Origin of the sequence: Mycobacterium sp. M26, assembly GCF_001494595.1 — a bacterium.
In the GTDB taxonomy this organism is placed as follows: Bacteria; Actinomycetota; Actinomycetes; order Mycobacteriales; family Mycobacteriaceae; genus Mycobacterium.
In genome coordinates this window covers 2,753,893-2,768,083 of the sequence record NZ_LN929908.1, presented here as the reverse complement: position 1 = coordinate 2,768,083, position 14,191 = coordinate 2,753,893, and the positions used below count along the sequence as shown (strand labels likewise).

Genomic DNA, 14,191 nt, shown 5'->3' with positions numbered 1-14,191 from the left:
CGGAGCACCACATGACTGCTGCCGCATTGGTTTTCGCCGCGCTGGCCGCGCTGCTGCACGTCTACATCTTCGTCATGGAGTCGTTCACCTGGACCTCGGCGCGCACCAGGAAGGTGTTCGGCACCACCGTTGAGGAAGCCGAGACCACCAAGCTGCTGGCTTTCAATCAGGGCTTCTACAACCTGTTCCTCGCCATCGTCAGCGGTATCGGTATTGCCGCAATTGCGCTGGGGCACAAGGCTGTCGGTGCCGCGCTGGTGTTCGCCGGGGTGGGCTCCATGCTGGCCGCGGCGGTCGTGCTGCTGGCCGCCTCACCGGACAAGGCGCGGGCTGCGATCACCCAGGGCGCGTTCCCGTTGATCGCTGTCGTACTGCTCGCGATCGCGGTGCTGTAAGCCTCAGCCGCTCAGCGGGCTCAGGGTCGGCCGGTGCCGCACCTGGTCGCCACCGGCCCGTTTGGCCTCGTACATGGCCGCGTCGGCCTCCTCCACCAGGTGCCGGATCACCTGGTGGGCGGCACCCAGTTCGGCGTCGGTCAGTAGTACCGACGCCACCCCTAAGCTCGCGGTCACGCCGCCCGCCGTCGAGGCCACCGCTTCGCGAAGGAGTTCGGCGCGGGCGGCCGGCTCGTCGGGTGCGGTGAGTTCAGCGACCAGGAACTCCTCGCCGCCCAACCGGGCCACCACCGCGTTCATCGCGCTCGCCCGCCGCAAGTTGTCGGCGACGGCGATCAGCACCGTGTCGCCGAAGCCGTGGCCGTGGCGGTCGTTGATCTGTTTGAACCCGTCGAGGTCGATCAGGGTTACCGCCAGGCACTGCGGGATCATGCCACCGCCTGCGGTGGCGATCAGCTGGGCCGCCGACCGGTCATAGCCGCGCCTGTTACGCAGGCCGGTCAGTGGATCGGTGTGCGACATCAACGCGTCCACGGTCATCAGGTGCAGCAGCACCTGCGCGGCGAAGGGGACGGCCAGCACGGCGACGGCGACGGCAACGAAATGCCCTGCCGCCAAGGCGATATCACCGTCGGCAGCAATCCGGACCGCCGACCACACCGTCGTCAGGCCCGCATTGGCCAGGGTGGCCGTCAAGAGCCGGCTGGAGTGGAACAGCGCCACATACCCGGCCAGCGGCGCGAAGGTGGTGCAGGCCAGGAGACCGGTCACCGGGCTTCCCGCAATCAGACAGCTGGTGGTCACGCAGACGTTGGCGCCGATCGCGAACAGCGCCGACTGGCGCTGGCTCGGCCAGCGCGCGAGCCACAGAATCGCCCCGGCGGTGCACAGCACTGAGATCCCGATGGCGGCAGCGGTGTTGACGCGGCCTTGCGGGCCGGACGGGCTCCACAGCATCACGATCGGCACCACCCCGAGGAAAGCGACGGTGGACGCTGCCATGCCGCGGGCGAATCCCTGCAGTTGCCGTGAGGCGAGGTACTCCGAGAACCAGTGGTACTGATCTGGCTGCGCCCACCAGTGCCTCAGCGAGGCCGTTAACCCCACGTCCCTGTGCATCCCCCCCGAGGATTGACCGCCTCGGCCAATCCTATCGGCGGGCCACGACATCGTCACCAGGGTCGTTTGTCCACTTTGGCGGCAGCCCTGGTGACGATGTCGCGAACTGGACTAGAGCAACCCGAGCAGCTGCAGGTCGCTCGCGTACTTGGCTACCACCTCGGCGCTCACGTGCGGGATGTCCTTGTCCGGGCCGATCTTCGCTTCCTGTACGGCGGCGCGGAACCGGTCGGTCGGTGCGATCGACCCCCGCACCGGATGCTCGGGGCGCCGATAGTTGTGCAGGAGTGGCAGCAGTGAGTACTGCCGTTGCCGTTCCGGCAACGCCCGCATCGCGGTCTCGAACCGCTGCAGCCAGCTGCCGTAGTCGGCGATCCGCTGGATCGGATACCCCGCCTCGATCAGCCAGTCGACGAACTCGTCCAGACCGATGCCATCGTCGTAGGGATTCATCACGTGATAGGTCTCAAACCCGGCGGTCACCAGCGCACCCAGCGTCGAAATCGACTCGGCGACGAATTCGACGGGCAGACCGTCGTAGTGTGCGCGCTGCCGGTTGCCCTGGGTGTCGAGTTGGTAGAACGACACCGGAGCGATGCCGGTGGCCACCAGGCTCAGCATCATCCGGGTGAACATGTCGGGCAGGTTCAGCTGACCGGCGTAGGAGGTGTCGGCCAGGATCATGTCGCAGCGGAACACCGAGACCGGCAGGTCCGCCAGGTCGTGAGCTTCACGCAGCAACACCTCACCGGCCCACTTGCTGTTGCCGTAGCCGTTGGCGTAGGAATCGTCGACCGCGCGGGTCGCGCTGATCTGCCGGATGTCGGCGTCCTCGACAAACCGGCCCGGCGTGATGCCGGCCCCCACCCCGATGGTCGAGACGTAGACGAACGGCTTGATCCGGGTGGTCAGCGCGACGCGGATCAACTCGGCGGTCCCTAACACGTTGGGCGCGAACAGCTCCCGGTAGGGCAGCACATGGTTGACCAGTGCGGCCGGGTCGACGATGAGGTCGACGGTGTCGGCCAGTCGCTGCCAGGTGTGCGCGTCCAGTCCCAGGTTCTGCTCACCCTTGTCGCCGGCGATCACCTCGAGGTGCTGTGCGGCGAGTTCGGTGTAGCGGGCCAGCAGGGCGGGATCGCCGCTGTCGAAGGTGGCGTCCAGCCGGGCCCGGGCTTCGGTGTCGGAGCGGGCGCGTACCAGGCAGATCACCGTGCCGTCGACCAGGCTCATCCGTTCCAGCCACTCCAGCGTCAGGTAGCGGCCGAGGAAGCCGGTCGCCCCGGTGAGCAGCACGGTGCGGATCTGAGTGGCCGGTCCCGGAAGCGACGGCGCGGTAGCCAACGTGTCGGCGTCCAGGAACCGTTGCAGCGTCAGATCTTTGGCGTGTGCCTCGGTCGCTTGTGCGCCGTGGATCGCCCCGAAGGTCGGCCGGGTGGTGCCCGAGGTGCGTTCCGTCTCGATGTACCGGGCCAACGACTGCAGGTCGCTGGCCGGGCTGACGATCACCCCGACCGGCACCTGCACGTCGAAGATCTCGTTGAGGAGGTTGGCAAAGCTCAACGCTGACAACGAGTCTCCGCCGAGATCGGTGAAGTGGGCTTCGGCGTCCAGATCACTGGACGCCGTCCCCAGCAGGGCTGCGGCGGCACGGATCAGTGTCGGCAGCACCGGGCCGTCTGCTCCGCTGAGCCGGATCGCTCGCAGTTCGTCTGCTTGCGCCTGAGCCAGCTCGGTGTAGCGCTGTTCGAGGGCGGCTCCGTAGCGCTCCTTGAGCCGGGGCCAGGCCAGCTTGCGGATCCCGGTCAGCAGACCGTTCTGCAGGCTGAACGGTGTGGTCTCGATGAGGAAGTCGCGGGGAATCTCGTAGGACTGCAGGCCCGCGGTCTGGGCCACCTCCTGAAGTGACTCGGCGATGGCGGCCTTGAGTTCGGCTTCGGTCCGGCCCGACTGGGCTTCCTCGGTGGGCACCACCACGGCCAGCAGATAAGGCCGGGAACTGTTGCCGTACAGGTAGATCTGGGCGATCAGCGGGCTGGCGGTGAACGCCGCCTCCAGCGTGGAGACGGTGACGAACTCGCCCTGGGAGAGCTTGAGGACGTTGTTGCGGCGGTCGACGTACTGCACCCGGTCCGGGCCGAGTTCGGCCACGATGTCACCGGTGCGGTAGAACCCGTCGGCGTCGAACACCTCAGCGGTGACCTCGGGCCTGCGGTAGTAGCCGGGGAACAACTGCTCGGACTTCACCAGCAGTTCACCGCGCGGGTAGGGGAGATCGGTGCCGAAGTAGCCGAGTTCGGGGACGTCGACGAGTTTGTAGTCGATGACCGGAGGGCGACGGATCTCACCGTCGACGAACACCGCGCCCGCCTCGGTCGAGCCGTACCCCTCGACCAGGTGCATGTCGAGGAAGCGCTCCACCCAGTCCTTGAGTTCCGATGCCATCGGGGCAGATCCGCTCATCGCGGTGACGTACCGGCCACCCAGCAGGCTCTGCCGCTTCTCGGCGAGCACCGCATCTTCCTCGGCGCCGGAGCGGTCGACGTCGCGCTGCACTTCCTGATGGATCATGTCCCATACCCGGGGCACCAGGCTGAGCTGGGTCGGGCGCACCAGGGCGAGATCGTCGAGGAAGGTTGACAGGTCGGCGCGCGCGGCGAAATAGACTGTGCCACCGGTGCTCAGCGCACCGTAGAGGGCACCGCGGCCCATCACGTGGCTCATCGGCATGAAGCTGAGCACGATCGCCGGGAAGCTGCCGTGCTCGGCATCCCAGTGCGCGGCGGCGGCATTCCACATGTCGGCGACCTTGCGCTGCGGGTACATCGCGCCCTTGGGTGCGCCGGTGCTCCCCGAGGTGTACAGCAGCAGTGCCAGTGCATCCGGGTCGGTCGGTGCAGCAGCCGTGTGGCGCAGTCCGCGGCCGATCTCGTCGGTCAGGGTCGTCACCGTGACTCCGGTGCCGGCCACGGTGGTCGTCGCGGACTCGAGGGCTTCACGGTGCCCGTCATCGTCGGCGTGAACGTCGAAGGCCACCAACCGTTTCGGGGCCGGACCGCCGAGCACCAGCTGGGTGGCGTCGTCGAGGTAGTCGACACCTGCCGCGATCAGGGTGGGTTCGGTCTCGGCGACGATCGGGGCCAGGGCAGCGGGCGCGGCGCTGGTCTGCAGCGGCACGGCCACCGCGCCGAGTTGGGTCAGAGCGAGGTCCACCACGGTGTAGTCGATGCTGGTGAATCCCAGCACGGCCACCCGGTCGCCGGGCTGGACCAGCGCCGCCCAGGCGCCGGCGACAGCATCGACGCGATCCCACAGCTGGGCGTAGGTCAGGGTCTCCAAGGCCGGCTCCAGGACTCGGATGCTGCGGCCCGTGTCGGGGTCGCGCTGCGCTCGGGTGGCGCGCTGACCCACCGCGGGGCGGTCGGCATAGCCGTCGAACACGGCCTTGATCATGTGGGGCAGGGGCAGATCACGTGCGGCGGCGCTGACTTCGGGCCGTGGCCTCGCGGCGGCGAATTGTGAATCGGTGGCGTACAGGTCGGCGATTCGGCGGCTAAATCGGTCTTCGCGGGTATCAAGCGGCATGGCGAATCTCCAAGAATTACGTATCGGAATCTGTCGGGACGCCACGCTGCGCCCGACCGGAATGACGTTAGCGAGGCTAACGATATTCCCGGCGCGTTCAACATTGCGCCTGCTCGGGGCTGTGAGGTTGCTGTCAGTTCGTGGCGTTAGGGCCCGCGACCGGGCGGGTATGCGACGTGCATCACCAGCGCGCCGCGCTGGGCAACGACAGGAGGCGTCATGACTGACGTGGACACTCGCGCCGGACGGTTGGACATTCCGCGTACCCGCGGTGCGGCCAGTGGTTTTCTGCTCATCCTGCTGGGCCTGTGGGGTGCGCTCATCCCGTTCATCGGCCCGTACTTCGCCTTTGCCTACGACCCGGACACGCCGTGGACATGGACCACCGGGAGGGGCTGGCTGGAGGTACTACCGGGCCTGCTCACTGTGCTCGGAGGATTACTCCTGCTGGTGTCGGGCAATCGGGCGACCGCGATGCTCGGCGGCTGGATCAGCGTCGTCGCCGGCGCATGGTTTGTGGTGGGCCGGTTGTTCGCCGGGCCGTGGGGCCTCGGCGATGTCGGTGCGCCGGTGGCCGACACGATGGCCGGGCAGATCGCGCTGGAGCTGACGTTCTTCAGCGGACTCGGTGCGGTGATCATCTTCTTGGGTGCTGCGGCCCTGGGCCGGCTGTCGGTGCGCAGCCTGCGCGACGTCCGCTACGCCCAGCGTCCGGTCATGGCGACCGCGCCGGTGGCCGCCGAACCCGTTGCGGCACAGCCGGTGACGCACGAGCCGGAGCCCAAGCGCAGCTGGCGGGACCGGTTGAGGGGAACGCGGCCGCGCACACCCGTGGCGCATTAGGCCCGCGGAGGCGTCGCGGCGGCGTAGCGTCGCGGGATGACGTCGCGTCGCCTCGCCACCCTGGCCGCGGCGACCGTCATGCTCGCGGCCGGGTGTGGGTACCGCGCCGACAAGCCCCCGCACGGTCTGTTCGCGGTCGGTGACGGTCGCTCGTTGTTCCTGGACTGCCAGGGCAACGGGTCGCCGCCGGTGCTCATCATTCCCGGGAAGGGCAGCTACGCCGAGGCGTGGAACGTCGTGGTCCCGCCCGACGACCCGATCCGGTCCTCGCCGTACGACATCATCGAGCAGGCCCGGCTCGGACCCAGTCCGCAGGCGGTGCAGCCGACTCTGGCCGCACACACCATGGTGTGTGCCTACGATCGGCCCGATACGCGTCCCGACGGGACCGATCGCTCAACGTCGGTCGCGCAACCCCACCACATCACCGATGATGTGGACGACCTGGTGGCGTTGATCGGTGCGGCACGGCTGTCCGGCCCGTTCGTGGTCGTGGCGCATTCCTACGGCGGTCTTGTTGCGGACCTGTTCGCGCGTACTCACCCCGAACTGGTGGCGGCCCTGGTCATGGTGGACCCGGTGTCGGAGTTCCTGCCGGCCGTGGGCAGTCCCACGCAGAACGCCGCGTTCGACCGCGACGGGCGGGTGCCGGCCACTCCTGATGGGGAAGGCGTGCTGTTCGACGACGCCTTCGCGATCGTCCGGAATGCACCGCCGCTGCCGAATGTCCCTGCGGCAGTGCTGAGTTCGGGCAAGTTCTTCCCGCCGCAGATGCTCACGCCGGAGAACTACACCCAGGCCCAGATCCACCGGGCCAACGACATGCTGGCCGACGCACTGCGCACCACCAACCGGGTCATCGCCGACAGTGGACACAACGTGATGCTCTACGACCCGGCGGCGGTGGTGGAGACGGTCGAGGCCGTGCAGGCCCGACTCGGCTGAGTCCTGCGACCCTGCACCGCGCGGGGGAGTGGCTCAGCCGATGTAGGCCATCACGTGCTTGATGCGGGTGTAGTCCTCAAAGCCGTACATCGACAGGTCCTTGCCGTGCCCGGAGGACTTGTAGCCGCCGTGCGGCATCTCGGCCACCAGTGGGATGTGGGTGTTGATCCACACGCACCCGAAATCCAATGCGGCCGAGACCCTCAGCGCCCGCGACACATCCTTGGTCCACACCGAGGAAGCCAAGCCGTACTCGACGCCGTTGGCCCAGGTGACCGCCTCGTCTTCGTCGGAGAACGACTGCACGGTGATCACCGGGCCGAAGATCTCCTCCTGGACGTGCCGATCCTCCTGGCGCAGCCCACCGATCACCGTCGGCTCGATGTAGAAACCCTTGTCGCCCTGCCGGTTTCCGCCGGCTGCGACGGTGGCATGAGCCGGCACGTCGGACAGGAAGCCCAGCACCCGCTCCAACTGATTGGCATTGTTCACTGGCGGCACCCAGGCGTCCTCGTCACCGGGGGCGCGGCCGAACGTGGTTGCCGCGGCGGCGGCCTGCTCGGCCAGCGCGGCGGTCAACTCCTCGGCCACCCCGGCATGGGCCAGGACCCGGGTGGCCGCGGTGCAGTCCTGCCCGGCGTTGAAGTAGCCCGCCGTGGCGATACCCTCTGCGGCCGCGGCGATATCGGCGTCGTCGAAGACGATGACGGGGGCCTTGCCGCCGAGTTCGAGGTGGGTGCGCTTGAGATGCCCGCCGGCGCTCACCGCGACGGCACGTCCAGCCGCCACCGAGCCGGTGATCGACACCATCTGCGGGGTCGGGTGCGCCACCACCGCCGCACCGGTGACCCGGTCGCCGCAGACCACGTTGAGCACACCGGGCGGGAAGTGCTTGGCGGCGATCTCGGCCAGCATCACGGTGGAGACCGGGGTGGTGTCACTGGGCTTGAGCACCACCGTGTTTCCCGCCGCGATGGCCGGGCAGAACTTCCAGATCGCCATCATCATCGGGTAGTTCCACGGCGCCACCTGACCGATCACCCCGACCGGCTCGCGGCGGATCCACGAGGTGTGGTTCTCCAGGTACTCGCCGGCCGACTTGCCCTCCAGGATGCGGGCCGCGCCGGCGAAGAACCGGATCTGGTCGACCATCGGCGGGATCTCTTCGGCTGCGGTGACATGATTCGGCTTGCCGGTGTTACGGCCCTCGGCCGCAACGAGTTCGGCGGCCGCCTTCTCGACGTCGTCGGCAAACCCCAGCAGCGCCTTCTGCCGCTGCGACGGCGTGGTGCGCTTCCAGTCGGCGAACGCCGTGGCCGCCGCCGCGTAGGCGTTGTCGATGTCCTGTTCGTTGGACACCGGTGCGGTGCCGTACTTCTCGCCGGTCGACGGATCGACGACCGGCATGGTGGCACCGCTGACCGAATCGACGAGCTCGCCGCCGATGAAGTTGCGGACGGTCGTCACCGCGGGCCCCCTAGATTTCGGCGAGGATGCCGGCCAGCACGTCGAGGCCCTCGACCAGCAGCTCGTCGCTGATGGTCAGCGGCGGCAGGAAACGCAGGATGTTGCCGAACGTGCCGCAGGTCAGAACCAGCACACCCTGCGAATGGGCCTTCGCGGCAAGGGTTTTGGCCAGATCCGGATCCGGATCGGAGGTGCCGGACTTCACCAGCTCCACGGCGATCATGGCGCCGCGGCCACGCACGTCGCCGATGCGGTCGTCGTCGGCCTGAATTCGGCCGAGCTTGTCCTTCATCACCTTCTCGATGTGCTTGGCCCGGTCGAGCAGCCCGTCGAGCTCGATGGTCTCGATGGTGGCCAGTGCTGCCGCACACGCCACCGGGTTGCCACCGTAGGTGCCGCCCAGACCGGAGACGTGCGGCGCGTCCATGATCTCGGCACGACCGGTCACCGCGGCCAGCGGCAGACCGTCGGCGATGCCCTTGGCGGTGACGATCAGGTCGGGCTCGATGCCCTCGTCCTCGCAGGCGAACATCGCACCGGTGCGGGCGAATCCGGACTGCACCTCGTCGGCGATGAACACCACGTTGTTGTCCGAGCACCAGGCGCGCAGCGCGGGCAGGAAGCCAGGTGCGGGAACGATGAAGCCGCCCTCACCCTGGATCGGCTCGATGATGACCGCGGCGAGGTTGGCGGCACCGATCTGCTTGTCGATGACGGTCAGTGCCCGCTCGGCAGCCAGTTCACCGTCGGTGGCCCATTCCTTGTCGATCAGGCCGTCGCGGTAGGGGTAGGACATCGGCGCGCGGTAGACCTCGGGCGCGAACGGGCCGAACCCGCTCTTGTAGGGCATCGACTTGGCGGTCAGTGCCATCGTCAGGTTGGTGCGGCCGTGGTAGGCGTGGTCGAAGGCCACCACCGCGGTCTTGCGGGTGTAGGCGCGGGCGATCTTGATGGCGTTCTCGACCGCCTCGGCGCCGGAGTTGAACAGTGCCGAGCGCTTCTCATACGAACCCGGGGTGAGCCGGTTGAGGTGCTCGGCGACTGCCACGTACTCCTCGTAGGGCGTCACCATGAAGCAGGTGTGGGTGAACTCGGCGACTTGGGCGCGCACGGCGTCGACCACCCGGGGGGAGGAGTTGCCGATGGTGGTCACGGCGATGCCCGAGCCGAGGTCGATCAGTCGGTTACCGTCGACGTCCTCGATGATCCCGCCGCCGGCACGGGCGGCGAACACCGGCATGGTGACGCCGACGCCGTGCGACACCGCGGCCACGCGGCGCTTGGACAGTTCGATCGACGCGGGTCCGGGGATCTCGGTGACGAGTTTGCGACTCTGCTCGAGGGTGGTCACAGCTGTTCTCCTAGGCGATGCGGCGCGGCACGAGGCGGGCGATCAGAGCCTATCGGTGCGAGCACACGGTTCAACTGAAAACCCGCTTCGAAGGCGCTAGATGTAATGGATTACGTCGTCCTGACACTCGTTATCAACGATATCAGTTGCACTATGTCGGGAACGGCGCCCCGTCGAGCCGGTCAACCGTGGTGAACGACGCCACCGCGCCGCGGCGCAGCTTCGTCGGCTGGTGCACGGGATGGCCGAGTGCGACAGCGGCGGCCAGGGCCAGCTGCTCGGGCGCCCCGAGTAGCCGCTTCACCTCGTCCTCCTGCTGGATGAGCATCGTGGTGAGCACCCCGCCCAGGCCTTCGGCCCGCGCAGCCAGCAGCAGGTTCCACACGAACGGGTACACCGAGGCGCCGCCGGCGAAGGTGTAGCGGTCCAGGTCGCGGTCCACGGCTGCCAGTTGGGCGAGGTCGGCGAACACCGTCAGCAGCACTGGGACGGTGTCGAGGTGGGCGGCGAACCCCTGGGCTGCGGCGGCCTGCCCGGCGCCGGTGGCCAGCGCGTCGCGTTCGGCGGCCGGATCGTTGACCGGCGACCACGGGCGCAGGCCGGCCGCGCTCATCGTCAGGTAGTCGGCCCAGCCGGGGAGATAGAGGTCACGCAGTCGGGTACGGATTTCGGGGTCCTTGACGACAACCACCCGCCAGGCCTGCGCATTGCCGCCGCTGGGGGCGAACCGGGCGGTGTCCAGCACCCGCGCCAGCACCGCGTCCTCGACCGGTTCGTCGGTGAACTCACGCACCGTGCCGGTGCTGCGCAGCGTCTCGATCAGGTCCATCCGGCCATTTTCTCCCGGCGGTGCGTAGAGCGAAGCGACCGGGGAATCGGCACGGCGGGCAGAGCGAAGCGACCGGGGAATCGGCACGGCGGGCAGAGCGAAGCGACCGGGGAATCGGCACGGCGGGCAGAGCGAAGCGACCGGGGAATCGGCACGGCGGGCAGAGCGAAGCGACCGGGGAATCAACACGGTGGCGGTCACAGCGGCAACCGCGCAATGGCAGACTGGTCAGCTATGAGGCCCGGGGCCGGTCGGCCCCGGAGCGTTACCCCCGCACCCGATATGAAAGTGCAGTCATGGATCTAGTTGTCTTTTTGCCCCTGATCATCATCATGGGCGCGTTCATGTGGTTCGCCTCGCGCCGTCAGCGCAAGGCCATGCAGGCCACGATCGACCTGCACGAGTCGCTGCAGGTCGGCGACCGTGTGCACACCACCTCCGGTCTGAAGGCCACCATCACCGGGATCACCGACGACTACGTCGACCTGGAGATCGCTCCCGGCGTCATCACCACCTGGATGAAACTGGCGATCCGGGATCGCATCGAGCCCGAAACACCCGAGGTCGAGGATTCGGCGTCCGGAGCTGCGGAAATCACCGAAAGCGACGCGGACCGCCTGACCAAAGACTGATCGCCAGGCTGACCCCGTACCCTCTACCGAGAACCGACGGCGGATCTCGCAGGCACCTTGCGGAGCGGATCGCGGCACACACCTAGGAGAGACAACAACGTGGCATCGTCTTCGGCGCCGGTGCATCCGTACCGATACCTGACGCTGTTCCTGGTCCTGCTCATCGGGGTTTACCTGCTCGTCTTCCTCACCGGCGACAAGCAGGCCAAACCCAAACTGGGCATCGACCTGCAGGGCGGTACCCGCGTCACGCTCACCGCGCGCACCCCGGACGGCTCCAAACCCACCCGCGATGCCCTCAATCAGGCGCAGCAGATCATCAGCGCGCGTGTGAACGGGCTGGGTGTGTCGGGCTCTGAGGTGGTGATCGATGGCGACAACCTGGTGATCACCGTTCCGGGTAACGACGGCAACGAGGCCCGCAACCTGGGCCAGACCGCGCGGCTCTACGTCCGCCCGGTGATCGGTCAGCCCATCCCTGTCGAGGCCATCAAGGCCCAGGCCGGTCAGCGTCCCGGCGCCGGCGCACCGCCGCCCGGCGCTCAGCCGGCCCCCGGTCAGCCCGCCGCGCCCGCACCGCCGGGCGCCGGACCTGCTCCCGCGCCGGGTCAGCCGGCCCCGCCGCCCGGTCCGCCGGACCCGCGCAAGGATCTTGCGGCGCGCATCAAGTTCGAAAAGGAACTGCGCCAGAGCACCAACCAGAACCTGCTGCTGCTGGCTGTGCAGTACATGGCGGGCCGCTGCGACCAGGAAGACGTGCTCGCCGGTAACGACGACCCGAACCTGCCGCTGGTGACCTGCTCGGAAGACCACAAGTACGTCTACGTCCTGGACAAGTCGATCATCAGCGGCGATCAGATCAAGGACGCCACCTCCGGGCTGGACAACCAGAGCGGCGCCTACGTCGTCGACCTGGAGTTCAAGGAGCAGGCCGCCACCACGTGGGCTGACTTCACCGCCGCCAACATCGGCACCCAGACGGCGTTCACCCTCGACTCGCAGGTGGTCTCCGCTCCGCAGATCCGGGAAGCCATCCCGGGCGGGCGCACCCAGATCAGCGGCGGCAACCCGCCGTTCACCGCGGAGACCGCCAAGCAGTTGGCCAACGTCCTCAAGTACGGGTCGCTGCCGCTGTCGTTCGAATCGTCGGAGGCCGAAACCGTTTCGGCGACACTGGGATTGGCCTCGCTGCGGGCCGGCCTGATCGCCGGTGCGATCGGTCTGGCGCTGGTGCTGGTGTACTCGCTGCTGTACTACCGGGTGCTCGGTGTGCTCACCGCGCTGTCGCTGGTGGCCTCCGGTGCCATGGTGTTCGGCATCCTGGTGCTGCTCGGCAGATACATCAACTACACCCTGGACCTGGCCGGTATCGCCGGTCTGATCATCGGTATCGGTACCACCGCCGACTCGTTCGTGGTGTTCTTCGAACGCATCAAGGACGAGATCCGCGAAGGCCGGTCGTTCCGCTCGGCGGTGCCACGCGGTTGGGCGCGCGCCCGCAAGACGATCCTGTCGGGTAACGCGGTGACGTTCCTGGCCGCGGCGGTGCTGTACTTCCTGGCGGTCGGCCAGGTGAAGGGCTTCGCCTTCACCCTCGGCCTGACCACCATCCTCGACGTGGTCGTGGTGTTCCTGGTGACCTGGCCGCTGATCTACCTGGCGTCGAAGTCGCCGACGATGGCGAAGCCGTCGCTCAACGGTCTCGGGGCGGTGCAGCAGATCGCCCGGGAACGTCGCGCTGCCGCTTCTGTGACGGGACGGGGGTAAGCCCATGGCCAAGGACGACACCGACATCGACACCGACATCGCCGAGGACACCGAGTCCAGCGCCGTCGAGGCGCCCAACCTCGAGTCCGCTGCGCCCAAGCACAACTTCTTCGTCCGCCTCTACACCGGCACCGGCGCCTTCGAGGTCATCGGCAGGCGCAAGATGTGGTACGCGATCAGCGGTCTGATCGTGGCCGCCGCGGTGATCAGCATCGTGGTCAAGGGCTTCACCTTCGGCATCGACTTCGAAGGCGGCACCAAGATGTCGCTGCCGGTGAACGGTGCCACCGGCATCGCCACCACCCAGCAGGTCGAGGACGTCTTCAGCAAGACCCTGGGCAAGAGCCCGGAGTCGGTGGTCCAGGTCGGTAACGGGGCGACGGCGACCATCCAGATCCGTTCGGAGACCCTGACCAACCCGCAGACCGAGCAGTTGCGCACCGCGCTGTTCGACGCGTTCAAGCCGAAGGGTTCCGACGGCCAGCCCAGTGAGAAGGCGATCAGCGACTCGGCGGTCTCGGAAACCTGGGGTGGCCAGATCACCCAGAAGGCCCTGATCGCCCTAGTGGTGTTCCTGGTCCTGGCGGCCATCTACATCACCTTCCGCTACGAGAAGTACATGGCCATCTCGGCGCTGGTGACGCTGGTCTTCGACCTCGTGGTCACCGCGGGCGTGTACTCGATCGTCGGCTTCGAGGTGACCCCGGCGACCGTCATCGGTCTGCTGACCATCCTGGGCTTCTCGCTCTACGACACAGTCATCGTGTTCGACAAGGTCGAGGAGAACACCCACGGTTTCGAGCACACGACCAGACGCACCTACGCCGAACAGGCCAACCTCGCGGTCAACCAGACCTTCATGCGCTCGATCAACACCAGCCTCATCTCGGTGCTGCCGATCCTCGCGCTGATCGTGGTCGCGGTGTGGCTGCTGGGTGTGGGCACGCTGATGGACCTGGCGCTGGTGCAGCTCGTCGGCGTCATCGTGGGCACCTACTCGTCGATCTTCTTCGCCACGCCGCTGCTGGTGAGCATGCGGGAGCGCACCGACAAGGTGCGCACCCACACCCGCCGGGTGCTCAACCGGCGCAAGCCGGCTTCGACCGCCGCGGAGGTCACCGACGGCAGCGACGACGCCGAACCGGTGCCGGTGGCCGCCGGCAACAAGCCGGCGCCCGGTGCCCGCCCGGTGCGGCCGTCAGGCTCCCGCGCGGGCCGGCCGACGGGCAAGCGCAGTACCCGAGGGCGTTAGCGCGAC

At 67.9% G+C, this 14,191-nt stretch carries 11 protein-coding genes; 6 read left to right on the top strand and 5 right to left on the bottom strand.

The genetic code is table 11. From position 1 onward, the window contains the following. Positions 1-11 precede the first annotated feature (11 nt). Entirely contained in the window at positions 12-395 is a 384-nt protein-coding gene (locus BN3385_RS22510) for a DUF1304 domain-containing protein (RefSeq protein WP_059020150.1), read from the top strand. A 3-nt stretch (positions 396-398) separates the two neighbouring features. On the opposite strand, the gene BN3385_RS22505 is transcribed toward BN3385_RS22510, so the two are convergent. Together BN3385_RS22505 and car are read right to left on the bottom strand one after the other, a co-directional pair. Then, the gene (locus tag BN3385_RS22505; RefSeq protein ID WP_231748794.1) at positions 399-1,397 is read right to left on the bottom strand and encodes a GGDEF domain-containing protein; all 999 of its coding nucleotides are present in this window, start codon (positions 1,395-1,397) and stop codon (positions 399-401) included. Between the two features lie 228 nt (positions 1,398-1,625). Next, a complete protein-coding gene (gene car, locus BN3385_RS22500) occupies positions 1,626-5,099 on the bottom strand; it encodes a carboxylic acid reductase (protein ID WP_059020145.1) in 3,474 nt (1,157 codons plus the stop codon). Positions 5,100-5,318: 219 nt separating this feature from the next. On the opposite strand from car, the gene BN3385_RS22495 reads away from it, so the two are divergent. Together BN3385_RS22495 and BN3385_RS22490 are read left to right on the top strand one after the other, a co-directional pair. Further along, complete coding sequence (locus BN3385_RS22495) at positions 5,319-5,942, top strand: hypothetical protein (protein ID WP_059020143.1); 624 nt, start codon at positions 5,319-5,321, stop codon at positions 5,940-5,942. Positions 5,943-5,978: 36 nt separating this feature from the next. Next, complete coding sequence (locus BN3385_RS22490; RefSeq protein ID WP_059020141.1) at positions 5,979-6,887, top strand: alpha/beta fold hydrolase; 909 nt, start codon at positions 5,979-5,981, stop codon at positions 6,885-6,887. A 33-nt stretch (positions 6,888-6,920) separates the two neighbouring features. Here the strand turns inward: BN3385_RS22490 and BN3385_RS22485 are convergent, their stop codons facing one another. The 3 genes from BN3385_RS22485 to BN3385_RS22475 form a co-directional block, all read right to left on the bottom strand. Beyond that, entirely contained in the window at positions 6,921-8,354 is a 1,434-nt protein-coding gene (locus BN3385_RS22485; RefSeq protein ID WP_059020138.1) for an aminobutyraldehyde dehydrogenase, read from the bottom strand. A gap of 10 nt (positions 8,355-8,364) precedes the next feature. Further along, the gene (gabT, locus tag BN3385_RS22480) at positions 8,365-9,705 is read right to left on the bottom strand and encodes a 4-aminobutyrate--2-oxoglutarate transaminase (protein ID WP_059020136.1); all 1,341 of its coding nucleotides are present in this window, start codon (positions 9,703-9,705) and stop codon (positions 8,365-8,367) included. A 151-nt stretch (positions 9,706-9,856) separates the two neighbouring features. Then, positions 9,857-10,534 carry a nitroreductase family protein gene (locus BN3385_RS22475; RefSeq protein ID WP_059020134.1) on the bottom strand — a complete coding sequence of 226 codons (678 nt, stop codon included), beginning with the start codon at positions 10,532-10,534 and terminating at the stop codon, positions 9,857-9,859. Between the two features lie 296 nt (positions 10,535-10,830). Here BN3385_RS22475 and yajC point away from each other — a divergent pair, with 296 nt between their 5' ends. From yajC to secF, 3 genes are all read left to right on the top strand, one after another. Further along, positions 10,831-11,166 carry a preprotein translocase subunit YajC gene (yajC, locus tag BN3385_RS22470; RefSeq protein WP_059020132.1) on the top strand — a complete coding sequence of 112 codons (336 nt, stop codon included), beginning with the start codon at positions 10,831-10,833 and terminating at the stop codon, positions 11,164-11,166. Positions 11,167-11,265: 99 nt separating this feature from the next. Continuing rightward, on the top strand, positions 11,266-12,933 hold the full coding sequence (secD, locus tag BN3385_RS22465) for a protein translocase subunit SecD (protein ID WP_059020130.1): 1,668 nt from the start codon (positions 11,266-11,268) through the stop codon (positions 12,931-12,933). 4 nt (positions 12,934-12,937) lie between these two features. Continuing rightward, entirely contained in the window at positions 12,938-14,185 is a 1,248-nt protein-coding gene (gene secF / locus BN3385_RS22460; RefSeq protein ID WP_059020128.1) for a protein translocase subunit SecF, read from the top strand. The last annotated feature ends 6 nt before the right edge of the window (positions 14,186-14,191 follow it).